The organism is Rickettsia conorii str. Malish 7, from assembly GCF_000007025.1.
GTDB lineage: Bacteria > Pseudomonadota > Alphaproteobacteria > Rickettsiales > Rickettsiaceae > Rickettsia > Rickettsia rickettsii.
Genome location: NC_003103.1, coordinates 721,880 through 736,876, shown reverse-complemented (window position 1 = coordinate 736,876; position 14,997 = coordinate 721,880). Strand labels below are relative to the sequence as shown.

The following is a 14,997-nucleotide window of genomic DNA, read 5'->3' as shown; positions in this document are numbered from 1 at the left end:
CATGAAAAAAATAAATAACAATGCTAATGCCGCATTTTCCGGTGCCGACCTGGAAAAATAACATTAAATATGATCTTGAAAATATAGCAAGACTTTTAAGAGCCTTAGGTAACTCTCATTTAAGGCTTCCTCCCGTCATACATATAGCAGGCACAAACGGTAAAGGTTCAAGTAGTGCTATGCTTAAAAGCATCTTTACGCTTGCCGGTTATAAGGTACATTGCTATACATCTCCTCATTTATTAGAATTTAATGAACGAATCGTAGTAGCAGGTGAGAAAATCTCGGATAATGAATTATGGCAGGTTTGTGAGCAGGTGAGGGTAGCAAGCGAAAAATTTAATGTTGAACCTAGCTTCTTTGAAGGTACTACGGCAGCAGCGTTTCTAGCATTTGAGAAAACAAAAGCCGATATATTAATTTTAGAGACGGGACTAGGCGGTCGGTTAGACGCAACAAATATAGTAGAACAACCGTTAATTACTTTAATTACACCTATTTCATATGATCATATGCATATGCTGGGTAATACATTACCCCTAATAGCAGTTGAGAAAGCTGGTATTATGAAGTCTTGTGTTCCTTGCGTTATAAGTATGCAAGTTTTGGAAGTTTATGAAACATTATTTGCCAAGGCTGAAGAGTTAGAAGTACCGAGTTTCTGTTATGAATATGATTTCGGTATTAAAAAGACGGACAACGGATTTATTTATTCATCACAAAATTTTACCTATGAGTTTCCTACTCCTTCGCTACTTGGTGATCATCAATTAATAAATGCTGCAAGCGTTATTGCCTTAATAAGCCTTATTAACAAACAATTTAATATTAGTAATGAGGTTATTGCTAAAGGATTACAAAATACTATTTGGCCTGCTAGAATCGAAAAAATAGAACCGAAAAAATATTCTAAATTAATAGGTGATAATGTTCAAATTTGGATAGACGTAGCTCACAATAATAGCGGCGCTCAAGTTTTGGCAAATTGGATGCGTGATAATTTAAAATCATCGATATATTTAATACTCGGTATGACTAAAAATAGGAATATTGAGGAATTTTGCTCTTACTTTAAGGATTTGACAATTAAAGGTTACGGCGTTAAAGTTTTATCCGAACCGCTAAGCCATAGTGCAGAAACAATAAATTTGGAAGGCAGAAAGAGTGGTATTGATTTTAGCGCAAGCGACTCACTCGAAGAAGCGATTAGTGATATAAAGAAGATAAACGGCGATAATAAAGCAAATATTATAATAACCGGATCGCTTTATTTAGCTTCCGATTTTTATAAGTTACTATGATGTCATGCCTGCGTGGATACTAAATCGTCATTGCAAGCAACTGCAAGGAGCGTGGCAATCTCATAAAGTAGGACTCCTGAGATTGCTTCGTCAAAATTTTCAATTTTTCCTCGCAATGACGTATTGATTCTCGCTATAAATATATAAAAACCAACATAGGAGAAAATAATATGACCTATTGCAACAAATCTAATCAAACCTCATATCCTTTTATTTTACCTGATTTACCTTATGAGAAAGAAAGTTTTAAACCACATTTTACTCTCGAGACTTTTGATTATCATCATGGTAAGCATCATAATACTTATGTACAAAATCTAAACAATTTACTCAAAGATAAAGAAGAATTACAAAAAAAAGATTTAGAAGAAATAATAGAATGGTCATCACAAAACTCAAATGCGGCTATTTTTAATAACGCAGCCCAAATATGGAATCATACCTTTTTTTGGCATTCAATAAAGCCGCAGGGCGGAGGTAAGCCAAGCGGTAAAATATTAGAACAAATTAATAAAGATTTCGGTAGTTTTGAAGAGTTTTGCGAACAGTTTAAGCAAGAGGCAGTAGGGCAATTCGGTAGCGGCTGGGCATGGCTTATATATCACGATAATAGGTTACAAATTATAAAAACCGCTAATGCCGGTACACCTATAGCACACGGTATGAAGCCGCTTCTTGCATGTGATGTATGGGAACATGCTTATTATATTGATTATCGTAACAAACGACCTGATTATGTTGACATATTTATTAAGCATATGATCAACTGGAAGTTTGTAGAAGATAACTTAATAAAATAAAACTATGGCTGATATAAAGGTAAGAAAACATCCTATTATTAATAATCTGAAGCAAGAGTCACAAACTCCTGGAGTTAATGAGCAATCTGATATATTAGAGGAGTTAAAAGACCTAAAAAAATTCAACAATCTTCTAGCAATCAAACAAAAACATTGCAGGAGTTAGAGCAAGCACAGAAAGCTCCTATCGAATATATAGCTTTTAGTGGAGGAGGAGCTAAGGGAGCAATATATTCCGGAGCTTATGAGACAGCAAAAAAAGCTGGTATTTTATATAATGTCAAGGCGGTGTAGCAGGTTCTTCCGCTGGTGCTATAACTGCCACAGTGGTAGCTCTTGGGACACCCGCCTGAGCGATTTGAAGAAATTTCTAAATCTGCAAACTTTACTTGGAAAAAAAGGATTTTCTGCGGATATAATACAGTTAAATAAAGATGGTAAACCTTTATATGCTCTATTAGAACTTGTTATTAAAGAATAATACAGGAAATTTTTTACAGAGATCAGATATAGTAAATGTTAAAGATGATAAAGCTCTTGATGAATTAAGAGAAAGATACAACCAAAAAGACGGTAAAATATATTTTAAGGATATAGCGTTACTGCGAAAATACAATCCAGTGCAGTATAAAGATTTAGTAATTATGGCAACTCAGCAAGAGACAAGTGAACTAACTATTTTCAATAGTTTTGATACGCCAAATGTTGAAATTACTTTAGCTTGCTGTGCTTCTGCTTCTATACCGCTTGTTTTTAAGCCGGTAGAAATTGACAGTAAAAAATATATAGACGGCAGATATAGAGATAATATACCGACAAAATATTTTAAAGGCAATGAACTGGAATTTGATACAAAAGCAATAACTGATAATATGGAGGAGATTACCTTAGCTAAAAAACAAGGTAGAACTCTAGCTATGGCTTTTGGTACGGGTATGGAAACTGATGCAAATATTGCTATATATAGTGCAAAAAAATTTGAAAGCCCAAGTGATATCATAAAGTTTTTAGCTGATATATTATTTAAGACACTTGCAAAAGTAGGAGGAAAATTTAAATATACTGAAAACTCTAAGAGCAACTAATGAACAGTTACGTGAAAATGCTTTAAACACTGCTGTTTTAGATACTGCCGGAATAGATACTTTGGATTTCAAAGATGCACAAAAATATTCTAATTATTTGCATATTAAAGGATATTGTCAAACTAGAGAACATTTGAATAATCATGACCTTGGCAAAGAAGCAGATAAAATATTTGACCATCAAAAATTTCTACTAAATGTTTATGAAGTTTATGATAATAAAAATCTACATAAAACATTTGGCACTAAATTGTTAGAAATGTTTATTCAGTCAAAAGAAAATAATACTTCTAAATGGCAAGAAGGAGTTATTGAAAATCATGATGATAAAGCAAAGATGTTATTATCATTTTGTAAAACCGGAGCATTAAACGAAAAAGAATTAAATGAAAAGCTTAAAGAATATGTAATTATTGCTGCAACTAGTCGTAATAATACACTAAAAGCCGATACAAACTCATTAAACGCTTTATTGTATACCTTAAATGATACTGCTGCTTCAAGTAAAATAAAAGATAGTTTCATTGTGAGGTACTTGGAATAGATAAAAATAAAGATGTAAGATTTGATAAAACTAAAACCTTTGATGAAAATATTGCTAAGTTTAAATTTACTCAACAAGCTTTAGAAAGCTTTATAACTAAGAGTAAAAGCGAAGCACCAAAAATTCAAAGCAAATATAGTGTAGCTACAAGTCATGTCAGTAGGGGGCGAGTTATGTGTTTTTATGTCATTCATGCGAAAGCGGGAATGACATCGAGCGGGTTTTTCAAGCCATGCAACAAAGCTCGCCTTTCCTCGCAATGACGGCTACTAAAAAAAATGAATATCGGTAAATTTAAACTAATTGTTTTTGACAAGCTAGACAGTACAAACTCTGAGGCTATGAAAATGGCTCAGAATGCTAAAGTTGATTCAAACTATGCAGTACTTGCCAAATCCCAAACTAATGGACGCGGTAGAAGCGGCAAAAACTGGCAGTCTAGGTCAGGTAACTTACATGTAAGTTTACTAATAAAGCCTGATAAAGAGCTAGAATTATTGCCGCAATTATCTTTTGTTACGGCACTTAGCGTTTATGATAGTATAACCTCTTTATGTCACTCCCATAGTGCTCTATGTCATTCCCGCTTTCGCGGGAATGACATAAGGAACGAAAATAACATTATACAACTAAAATGGCCCAATGATGTATTAATTAACAGTCGGAAAATTGCCGGTATACTTCTTGAATCTGTTAAAGTAGAAAATAATTATTACCTTATTATCGGTATCGGCATTAATATTACCTATCACCCTGATAATATCGACCAGCCTACTACTAGCTTAATAAGCGAAAATCTACCACCTATAGAACCGCAAGCTTTACTTGAGATATTAATAGAAAATTTTGAAGAATATTATCAAATTTGGCATAATAACGGTTTTCCTTTTATTAGAAAAAAATGGTTAGAACATGCTTATAAGTTATATGAAAATATTAGCGTTAAATATCAAAATGATATAGTAACCGGTCTTTTTAAAGATATCGATAATACCGGCAGAATAATATTGCAACTACCGTCCAAAAAAATAATCTCTTTTTCCACTGCCGAACTTTTTTTTAGCAAAAATATTACTAAATTTAAATTGTAGATTTAATTTTTGTTAACTTCTACTTAAGCTCCAATTTAACAAGGTAATAAATATATGCCCCAAGAGAATAACAACCCAAGTTATCTGTCTCAAGCGTTTTTAACAAATGCATATGAGCAATTAAACGAATTTAAAAAACTTTCTTCTAATAACATTCGTACATTAATGCAAGATTTTATAAAATTGAAAAAGCTTTTAAATATACACTATTTACAGGTAATAATAACGCATGTGAAGGTTTAGTAGAATTATATGACGAAGTAATAAAAAATGCCTAATTATGAACTTCAAAATATAAATATAACACAATTTAGAGATATTATGGTCTTAGTCGGAAGAGAACTTAAGCATGAACAATGTATAAATACCTCCTTATTGTCAGTAAATATTAATGAAAAATTTCTCAAACCAAGTGTTGTTACTCACGTAAAAACTATTGAAATATGTCAACAGCAAAATAGTGAAGATCCTTTCGCAATTAACGAGTCAGAAATATTTAATCAAAAATGCAAGGTTAAGCAGTACGGAATTTGAGCAATTTAATAGCTTTTTTAAAGCAAGATGTGGAAGTAATTTTGCTTTGAGATTTAGGAATTATGCAGATTATAGAGGAATTAACGAAGTTATTGCTAAAGGGGACGGTAATTTAAATAAATTTCAGCTAAGGAAGATATATGGCAATCCTATTGCTCCTTACGAACGAGTTATCACTAAACCGGTTAATAATAGTGTCATGCTATACATTAATAATGTAAGAACTATGGGCATTGTAGATTACAACGATGGTATAGTGAACTTACCAAGTCCCTTAGGTCAAGATGTAATTTTAACTACTGATTTTACTTTTGACGTAGCAGTTAGATTGAGTATAGATAGTTTTGAATATTCTTATTGTAGACGGTTCTATAGCGTTATACAACATAGAGTTAGTGGAGGTGATTATATGAGTATTGCGATTGAAGAGGTAATTACAAAGCTTACGAATTTTTTGTTTTCAAATTAAGCGAGCTAGTGGTGAGGAATTAAACTCAACAAATAGCGATCATGCTATAAAAAGTGAAGAGAGAGTGTTTTTACCGAATTCCAGTTTAGATTTAAAAGAAGCAGAATTTAACGATTCCGCACAAAACCATATAATCATTGAAGGTATTTTTGAGGAAAACGGCTATTATAACGGCGGTCAAATTATATTCAGCAAAATCGTTTTAACATTAAAGTTCTAAGCAATTTCGGTGATTTGATTATATTAGAGGATATTATACCGGATTATGTTAAAGATGCCGAGGAAGTAAAAATTACTGCCGGATGTGATAAAAATTTTATAACCTGTTGCAATAAATTTAATAATGCTATAAATTTTAGGGACGAACCGCTAATACCAAAAACAGATTTTATAAATTTAGTATAATCAATGAAACAAAGTTTTATAAAACTAGTATATGCAGAGCTACAGAATATAATAAATATGAAAAGCTCCAAACAACAGCAAAAAAAAGAAACGCAATTAATTGATTATTTTAAAATAGTTGAAAGTAATATATTATATACATTTCAAAAAATAAAACAGGGATATGAAAGAGACTAAACGTTTTTTTTACAAAAATAATAGATTAAATAAAGGTTATGCTAAGACTTTTAGTGTAAACGAACCTGATAATAATTTTTACCGTAAAAAATTTGAACATATATTACCGCCAATTGATTTAATCAGTGAGTATGAGAGTATTTATCCCGGTACTTTACAGGAATTAATGCATATGGCACAACAAGAGCAAGCTCATAGGCATGCTATAGACCTAAAAAACTTGAAAATACAGGCAAGAGTCGCTAAATTAACACGCATCTGTTTATTAATATTTGGAATTTGCCTTGTAGTTTCAATTTTTTTTAAAACTTTCTAAATAAAATTAAAGATAAAATATTTTATTTACTTGTAATTTTAAATAAAATAAGTTAAATGCAATATATATTTATTTATAAACATAATACGGAGACATTTTATTTCTAAAAATAATTTTCCTAAGGCTAATAGAGAAATCAGAGCTAGAGAAGTGCGTTTAGTAGGCGAAAACGGTGAAATGCACGGCGTCGTAAATATTAGAGAAGCATTAGATATGGCGGAAAGGGCCGGTCTTGACTTAGTCGAGATATCACCGAATGCTGTACCCCCTGTCTGTAAAATTCTAGATTTTGGTAAGTTTAAGTACGAAAGCAAAAAACGTTTGCATGAAGCACGCAAAAAACAAAAAATCGTCGTACTTAAAGAAATGAAATTTAAACCTAATATTAGTATAGGTGATTTTGAAACTAAGTTAAGAAAAATAAAAGAATTTTTAAAAGACGGAGATAAAGTAAAAATTTCTTTATGGTTTAAGGGACGAGAGATTCTTCATAAAGAGGTCGGTCAAGAACTATTTAAACGTATAGAAGTAGGGCTCGAAGGACTCGTTAAAATCGATCAGCATGCTAAAATGGAAGGTAAGCAGATGATAATGATCGTTAGCCCTGATATTAAGGTGCAATAGCTACTCAAATCGTCATTGCGCGCGAACGTAGAGAGTGTGGCAATCTCAGGAATTTTACTGTTTCATGAGGTTGCCGCGTCGAGGCTTGGCCTCTCCTCGCAATGACGTGTAATAACAACAATAAAAAGTCAAATCTAAATAAGTTATGCCGATTAAAATTTTAATGCCTGCTTTATCTCCAACTATGACGGAAGGAAATCTAGCTAGGTGGTTAAAAAAAGAAGGGGACAAAGTTAATCCTGGAGAAGTAATTGCTGAAATTGAAACCGATAAAGCAACGATGGAAGTAGAAGCAGTAGATGAAGGTATACTTGCCAAAATAGTTATCCCACAAAATAGTCAAAATGTACCTGTTAACTCTTTAATTGCCGTGTTAAGTGAAGAGGGAGAAGAAAAAACAGACATTGATGCGTTTATTGCAAAAAATAATAGTGTATCACCGTCACCGAAAACAGATGCTAATCTTCCGAAACCCCACGAGAATATAGCTAATGTAGAAGAACAGGTAACAGTTATAAAACATGATGTTAGTAGAATATTCGCCTCACCGCTTGCAAAAAGACTTGCAAAAATGAGAAATATTAGATTTGAGAGCGTGAAAGGTAGCGGTCCGCACGGTAGAATAGTCAAACAAGATATCTTATCATATACTCCTAGCACTGCTCATAATAAAATAGTTAGCAGAAATCCTGAAGAATATCGTTTAGTACCAAATAATAATATCCGCAAGATTATAGCCAAGCGTCTGCTTGAATCTAAACAAACAGTTCCACATTTTTATTTATCTATAGAATGTAATGTCGATAAATTGTTAGATATAAGAGAAGACATTAATAAATTTTTTTCTGAAGATAAATCAACAAGGATATCGGTTAATGATTTTATTATTTTAGCAGTAGCCAAAGCTTTACAAGAAGTGCCAAATGCCAATGCTAGCTGGGGAGAAGATGCAATTAGATATTACAATAATGTCGATATTTCAGTAGCGGTAGCGATTGAGAACGGGCTTGTTACACCGATAGTTAAAAATGCCAATCAAAAAAACATTCTAGAACTATCTCGTGAAATGAAAGCATTAATAAAGAAAGCAAAAGATAATAAATTAACCCCTGAAGAATTTCAGGGCGGAGGGTTTACCATTTCTAACCTCGGTATGTACGGTATTAAGAATTTCAATGCTATAATTAACCCACCACAAAGTTGTATAATGGGCGTCGGAGCTAGTGCAAAACGTGCTATAGTCAAGAATGATCAAATAACTATAGCAACAATTATGGACGTAACTCTTTCTGCCGATCACCGAGTAGTAGACGGAGCAGTCGGTGCTGAGTTCTTGGTAGCATTTAAAAAGTTTATAGAGAGTCCCGTTTTGATGTTGATATAAGTCGTCATTACGAGCAGCCATAGGCTGGCTGCGTGACAATCTCGTCAAATATCCTGAGATTGCTTCATCGCAGCTTTCAGTTGCTTCTCGCAATAACGTTGAAATCTCACCCATAAACAAATCACAATAAAATAACATGCGTTTTTCAGATAATTTAGCAAAAATTTTAGACAAATACGAAAATTTAGGCAACAAACTATCTTCCGGCATTATGGGAGACGAGTTTGTTAAGGCATCTAAAGAATATGCAGAACTTGAAGATGTTGTAGCAAAAATTAAAGAATATAATAAGGCTAAATCTGAGCTTGAAGAAGCAAATAATTTTAAGCTAGAAGTGGGACTTGATAATGCCACTTTAGAAATGATTGAAGACGAAATATACACTCTTGAAAATTCGTTACCAAAACTTGAAAGAGCCGTAAAAATTGCTTTATTACCAAAAGATGATGCGGATAGTAAAAGTGCTATTATTGAAGTTAGAGCAGGAAGCGGCGGAGAAGAAGCGGCACTTTTTGCTGCCGTACTTTTTAATATGTATCAAAGATATGCTGAGTTAAAAGGATGGCATTTTGAGATATTAGCAATTTCCGATACGGGAATAGGCGGTTATAAAGAAGCATCGGCGTCAATAAAAGGCAAAGATGTATTCTCTAAGCTCAAATTTGAGTCAGGCGTTCATAGAGTACAGAGAGTACCGGAAACGGAATCACAAGGACGTATTCATACTTCGGCAGCAACGGTTGCAGTACTTCCTGAGGCTGAAGAGGTTGATATTAAAATTGAAGATAAAGACTTAAGAATCGATACTTATAGAGCTTCAGGGGCTGGTGGACAGCACGTTAATACTACTGATTCTGCCGTACGTATAACTCATATCCCTACCGGTATTACCGTAGCCTTGCAAGATGAGAAGTCACAGCATAAAAATAAAGCAAAGGCGTTAAAAATTCTACGTGCTAGAATTTATGAAGAAGAACGACGTAAAAAGGAACAAGAAAGAGCCGATAGCAGAAGAGGGCAGGTAGGTTCGGGAGATCGTTCGGAACGGATACGTACTTATAATTTCCCACAGGGAAGAGTATCCGACCATAGAATAAACTTAACACTTTATAAGATAGACGAAGTAGTTAAAAATGGACAATTAGATGAGTTTGTTGAAGCTTTAATTGCAGATGATGAAGCTAAAAAACTTTTGGAGATATAAGTGTATATCGTTCACCTCTGTTCACCCCGTGGCTTGACCACGGGGTGAACAGAGGTGAAATTGATCCACGCAACAATGCCTACTCACAATGACGATATACAGCAAAAATACAGCCTAATAAACAAATGAAACCACAAGCATCTATAAACGGTAAAATCTGGCAGCAGAAACTGATTAACGAAGATATAGTCACCGAGTTATGTCGTAGTTTCAAAATTAGTGATTTACTTGCTAGGATAGTATCATTAAGAGTAAATAATCTAGAGGAAGTAGAAAATTTCTTGAGACCGAAAATCAAAAATTTATTACCTGATCCTTTTCATCTACTTGATATGGAAAAGGCTGTAGATAGAACTGTTACAGCTATTTTAAATAACCAAAAAATATGTATCTTTGCCGATTATGATGTAGACGGTGCTACTTCAGCCGCTTTACTTAAAAATATTTTTAGAGATTTAAATATACTATGTGATATTTATGTTCCTGATCGTATAGCTGAAGGATACGGTCCAACTCCTTTTGCTATGCAAAAAATTAAAGATAACGGTACAGAATTATTAATTACGGTTGATTGCGGTGCTATGGCACATGAAGCCCTAAAATACGCAAAAGACGTTAACCTTGATGTTATAGTAATCGATCATCATATAGCTACGGAAATATTACCGGATGCAGTAGCTATAGTAAATCCAAATCGTATTGATGAAAAAAGCGAATATAAACATTTGGCAGCCGTAGGAGTTGCTTTCTTATTTGCAACTGCAATATTATCGAATTTAAAGAAGCAAAATTATTTCACGCAAACAATGCTTCAGCCTAATCTAATGCAGTATCTAGATTTAGTGGCTCTTGGTACTGTTTGCGATATGATGAAATTAACAGGCTTAAATCGTGCATTTGTTGCAAGCGGATTGAAAGTAATGCAACAAAGGCACAATATAGGGATTAAAACATTATATGATATGGCAGGGCTTCATGAAATACCAAAATGTTATCATTTAGGGTTTATTCTAGGTCCGCGTATCAATGCAGGCGGTAGAGTAGGAAAGTCAAGTTTAGGTGCTCATCTCCTATCTACTAGTTGTTCTAATGAAGCAAATAAATTAGCTAAAGAACTTGAAAAACACAATAATGAGCGTAAAGTAATTGAGTTATTAATGATAGAAGAAGCGATGGAAATTGCTTTGACACAACAAGATAGTAGTTTATTATTTATCGTAAAAGAAGGATGGCATCCAGGCGTTATAGGAATCGTTGCCGGCAAATTAAAAGAAAAATTTGATAAGCCGGTGGCAGTTATAGCTTTAAATGACGGGATTGGTAAAGCTTCATGCCGTTCTATTTTAGGTATTGATTTTGGTGCTGAAATTATCAATGCTAAAAGCAAAGATTTGCTAATAGCAGGCGGAGGTCATGCTATGGCGGCAGGTTTTACCGTAACGGCTGAAAAATTACAAGAATTGCAGAATTTTTTTAATAATGCTTTTAGAATTAGTATAACTAAACTAGAAAATTATAAGCATGCGGAATATGATATTGATTTAACGGTTAATAGTGTGAATTTCCCTTTAATGGAGGAATTAAACACTTTAGAGCCTTTCGGTCAAGGAAATCATGAGCCTATATTTAAATTTGATGATTTATTTGTATTAAAAGCGGATATCGTTGGAAGTAAGCATATTAAATGTATGCTTGTTCCAAATAAGCGAGGCTTTGGTAATAAAGCCTTATCTGCTATTGCTTTTAATTCGGTAGGAACTGCATTTGAAGATGTTTTATTAAGCCCTAAAGCAAAAAATATTGCCGTAATAGGAACGTTAAAAACTAATAATTGGCAAGATAATTATACTATTCAATTAATTATAAAAGATATACTTCTAAAAGAGTAGATAGACTAAGTATATATAATAACAACTTAAAAAATAATAATTTATGAGAAATGTAAAGAAAACAAAAAATACTACAATTTCTAAAGACTTAGCAGAAGTACAAGAGCATTATCAAGATTATCCTTATCCTTTCAGAGACCCAAATCAAGAAAAAGAATATTTACTTGCAACATGCGGTGAGTTCTTAGGAGAATTAAACCATTTTCTATATCAAGGAAAAGAAAATTTTAATAATAATTTTAGATGCTTAATAGCAGGCGGCGGCACCGGTGATTCGACTATTTATCTTGCCGAGCAGTTAAAAGATAAAAATGCCGAAATAATATATCTAGATTTCAGCAAGCCTAGCATGGAAGTAGCACAAAAACGTGCAGAAGTACGAGGTCTTAAAAATATTAAATGGATTAATGATTCAATATTAAATATACCTAATCTAAAACTTGGAAAATTCGATTATATAAATTGTACCGGCGTGCTTCATCATTTAGCAAATCCTGATGAAGGTTTAAAAAATCTAAAAGATTCTTTAAAGCCGACCGGCGGTATGGGTTTAATGGTATATGCTAAATACGGACGTACCGGTGTTTATCAAATTCAGGATTTAATGAAAATGATAAATAAAGATACTAAAAGCCGTATCGAAGAAGTAATGAACGGGAAGCTAATTCTAGATAATTTGCCTGCTACTAACTGGTATAAAAGAGGTTGGGAGTTATTTTCAGATTACCAAAATTTTGGTGACGTCGGAGTTTATGATATGTTCCTGAACAAACAGGATAGAGCCTATTCCGTTCCTGAGTTATATGAATTCGTAGAAAAAGCAAGCTTAAATTTTGTTGATTATCTTGATCCTTTAGAGAAAATTTTATTAAGACCGGAAAATTATATAAAAGATTTTTCACTTCTACAAAAAGTTAAAAAGATGGATAAAGTAACTAGAGAAGCAATTTCCGAAATACTTACCGGTAATATTACTAAACATGCATTTTACGTGTCAAATCAAAAAGATAGTGTAGCCTCTCTTGATGACCTTGATAATATACCGTACTTCCATAATATTGCCAATTTTGCTAAACAAATTTATGAGCATTTGGAATCTAATCCTTCAGCAGTAAATAATGCTATTAATTTTACTATTAATAATGGGATATTAAATAATGTTAATATCTCAATGTCGATATTTAGAAGCACTAAATATATTTTTAAATATATGGTAGAAGAGAAAAGTTTAAGAGAAATATTTGATGCGGTACGCAACGAATTAAACCAAGAAATACGCAATGAGGCCTTATTAAATGAAGTTAAAAACGTATGCATGCCATTACTTAATACAAATGTGTTATTGTTAAAATCAAAGGATTGCTAGAGTTACGTGGATTGATTCATCCGTCATTGCGAGAAGAGGTTACCAGGGTCGTCATGAGCTACGCAGCCGTAAGCTGTGCAGCAATCTCATGCAATAATAATAAACTCCCAAGATTGCTTTGTAATTTTCTCGCAATGACCATTTACCGATTACCTGCTCGCAATGACGATTTGGGTTGACAATGTGCTATTAACGTTGTTAGTATGCTTTTACATACATAGCCAGCTCTTATAAGCTAACAAGATAAATAATTCTTTAAACCGCAAGAATAAATAAAACTTTCTAAAAATCTAATTTGATTCCTAACTTAAATAAGTATATTACTTACCTTTAAACTTGATTGCTAACTCAACTTTTCAATTATAATCTATTAATAATAAAATAATGAACACAACTAATAAAGAATCCACAGCAGAACTTAACAATACCGAATCCAATAACAATTATAATAATTTTGCAGAAAACGGTAATATTATTAATTTAAAACAATTAAAACGTAAATTACCAGAGGAACTACAAGCTCAAGCAGAAGAATTAAAAATTGAAAATATTAATTCATTACTTAAACAAGAATTAGTTTTTGCAATTTTGAAAAAATCCGTAGAACAGGGAGTTTTAATAGTGGGAGAGGGGGTACTTGAAGTACTACCTGACGGATTTGGTTTTTTACGTTCGCCGGAAGTAAACTACTTAGCAGGCCCTGATGATATTTATATTTCTCCTAGTCAGATTCGTCGCTTTGGTCTGCGTACCGGTGATACTGTAGAAGGTCAGATCAGAGCTCCAAAAGCCGGAGAACGTTATTTTGCTTTACTGAAAGTCAATAGAGTAAATTTTGAAGACCCTTCTAAAGCTTATCATCGTGTTCATTTTGATAATTTAACCCCCTTATATCCTGATGAAAAATTAGGATTAGAACTTGAAAATAATAGTAAAGATAGTAAGGATTTTAGTACACGGGTTATTGAACTTGTTGCCCCTATGGGTAAAGGACAACGTGCATTAATAGTAGCACCGCCTCGTACAGGTAAAACCGTATTATTACAAAATATAGCACATGCAATTACAACTAATAATCCGGAAGTATTTTTAATAGTACTGTTAATAGACGAAAGACCTGAAGAAGTAACCGATATGCAACGTTCCGTGCGTGGGGAGGTTGTTAGCTCTACTTTCGATGAACCAGCAAGTAGGCACGTGCAGCTTGCAGAAATGGTTATCAAAAAAGCAAAGCGTTTAGTAGAACATAAAAAAGATGTGGTAATTTTAGTAGATGCGATAACACGTTTAGCTCGTGCTTATAATACCGTAGTGCCGTCATCAGGTAAAGTATTAACGGGCGGTGTTGATGCTAATGCTCTTCAGAGACCTAAAAGATTTTTCGGAGCAGCAAGAAATATTGAAAACGGCGGTTCGCTTACTATAATCGGTACGGCTTTAATTGAAACCGGTTCTCGTATGGATGAGGTAATTTTTGAGGAGTTTAAAGGTACAGGTAATTCCGAGATAGTTCTAGATCGTAAGATTGCCGATAAGCGTATTTATCCGGCTATTGATATAACTAGATCAGGAACTAGAAAAGAAGATTTATTAGTAGATAAAATAATATTAAATAAAATGTGGGTTCTTCGTCGTATTATCGATCCAATGGGTAGCAGTGAAGCAATAGAATTTTTACTCAAAAAACTTGAAAATACTAAAACTAACGGTGAGTTTTTTGAGATGATGAAGAGTCCTGAACGTCCTAAGAACGGTCTATAGTCAATTAATACCTATATTGTGCTTCGTTGTGCGTCGTTATTATATTA

Annotated in this window: 12 protein-coding genes and 3 pseudogenes; all 15 read left to right on the top strand. The window is 33.2% G+C overall.

Going from position 1 to position 14,997, the window contains the following annotated elements; translation table 11 throughout:
- The first annotated feature begins 20 nt into the window (after nt 1-20).
- The 15 genes and pseudogenes from RC_RS03910 (at nt 21) to rho (ending at nt 14,950) form a co-directional block, all read left to right on the top strand.
- Nucleotides 21-1,301 carry a folylpolyglutamate synthase/dihydrofolate synthase family protein gene (locus tag RC_RS03910; protein ID WP_010977392.1) on the top strand — a complete coding sequence of 427 codons (1,281 nt, stop codon included), beginning with the start codon at nt 21-23 and terminating at the stop codon, nt 1,299-1,301.
- Nucleotides 1,302-1,471: 170 nt separating this feature from the next.
- Nucleotides 1,472-2,101, top strand: coding sequence for a superoxide dismutase (locus tag RC_RS03905; RefSeq protein WP_010977391.1), 630 nt, complete (start codon nt 1,472-1,474; stop codon nt 2,099-2,101).
- Between the two features lie 4 nt (nt 2,102-2,105).
- A pseudogene (locus RC_RS07675) lies at nt 2,106-3,897 on the top strand (patatin-like phospholipase family protein); the annotation flags it as partial.
- Nucleotides 3,898-4,008: 111 nt separating this feature from the next.
- Nucleotides 4,009-4,821, top strand: coding sequence for a biotin--[acetyl-CoA-carboxylase] ligase (locus RC_RS03890; protein WP_004995619.1), 813 nt, complete (start codon nt 4,009-4,011; stop codon nt 4,819-4,821).
- A gap of 460 nt (nt 4,822-5,281) precedes the next feature.
- A pseudogene (locus tag RC_RS03880) lies at nt 5,282-5,731 on the top strand (TIGR02217 family protein); the annotation flags it as partial.
- 33 nt (nt 5,732-5,764) lie between these two features.
- A pseudogene (locus RC_RS11040) lies at nt 5,765-6,044 on the top strand (hypothetical protein).
- Nucleotides 6,045-6,058: 14 nt separating this feature from the next.
- Nucleotides 6,059-6,229, top strand: coding sequence for a phage BR0599 family protein (locus RC_RS07665; RefSeq protein WP_004995615.1), 171 nt, complete (start codon nt 6,059-6,061; stop codon nt 6,227-6,229).
- Nucleotides 6,230-6,232: 3 nt separating this feature from the next.
- Complete coding sequence (locus RC_RS10305) at nt 6,233-6,406, top strand: hypothetical protein (RefSeq protein WP_010977382.1); 174 nt, start codon at nt 6,233-6,235, stop codon at nt 6,404-6,406.
- Complete coding sequence (locus RC_RS03870) at nt 6,393-6,722, top strand: DUF2335 domain-containing protein (protein WP_010977381.1); 330 nt, start codon at nt 6,393-6,395, stop codon at nt 6,720-6,722. The genes RC_RS10305 and RC_RS03870 overlap by 14 nt, the downstream gene beginning before the upstream one ends.
- Nucleotides 6,723-6,785: 63 nt before the next feature.
- The gene (infC, locus tag RC_RS03865; protein WP_081420718.1) at nt 6,786-7,346 is read left to right on the top strand and encodes a translation initiation factor IF-3; all 561 of its coding nucleotides are present in this window, start codon (nt 6,786-6,788) and stop codon (nt 7,344-7,346) included.
- A 145-nt stretch (nt 7,347-7,491) separates the two neighbouring features.
- Nucleotides 7,492-8,730 (top strand): pyruvate dehydrogenase complex dihydrolipoamide acetyltransferase, encoded by a 1,239-nt coding sequence (locus RC_RS03860; protein WP_010977380.1) that lies wholly within the window; start codon nt 7,492-7,494, stop codon nt 8,728-8,730.
- A gap of 136 nt (nt 8,731-8,866) precedes the next feature.
- Nucleotides 8,867-9,934, top strand: coding sequence for a peptide chain release factor 1 (gene prfA / locus RC_RS03855; protein WP_010977378.1), 1,068 nt, complete (start codon nt 8,867-8,869; stop codon nt 9,932-9,934).
- Nucleotides 9,935-10,059: 125 nt separating this feature from the next.
- Complete coding sequence (gene recJ, locus RC_RS03850) at nt 10,060-11,823, top strand: single-stranded-DNA-specific exonuclease RecJ (RefSeq protein WP_010977377.1); 1,764 nt, start codon at nt 10,060-10,062, stop codon at nt 11,821-11,823.
- A 43-nt stretch (nt 11,824-11,866) separates the two neighbouring features.
- The gene (locus RC_RS03845) at nt 11,867-13,189 is read left to right on the top strand and encodes a class I SAM-dependent methyltransferase (RefSeq protein WP_010977376.1); all 1,323 of its coding nucleotides are present in this window, start codon (nt 11,867-11,869) and stop codon (nt 13,187-13,189) included.
- 384 nt (nt 13,190-13,573) lie between these two features.
- Nucleotides 13,574-14,950, top strand: a complete 1,377-nt coding sequence (rho, locus tag RC_RS03840; RefSeq protein WP_004998383.1) for a transcription termination factor Rho — start codon at nt 13,574-13,576, stop codon at nt 14,948-14,950.
- Nucleotides 14,951-14,997 lie beyond the last annotated feature (47 nt).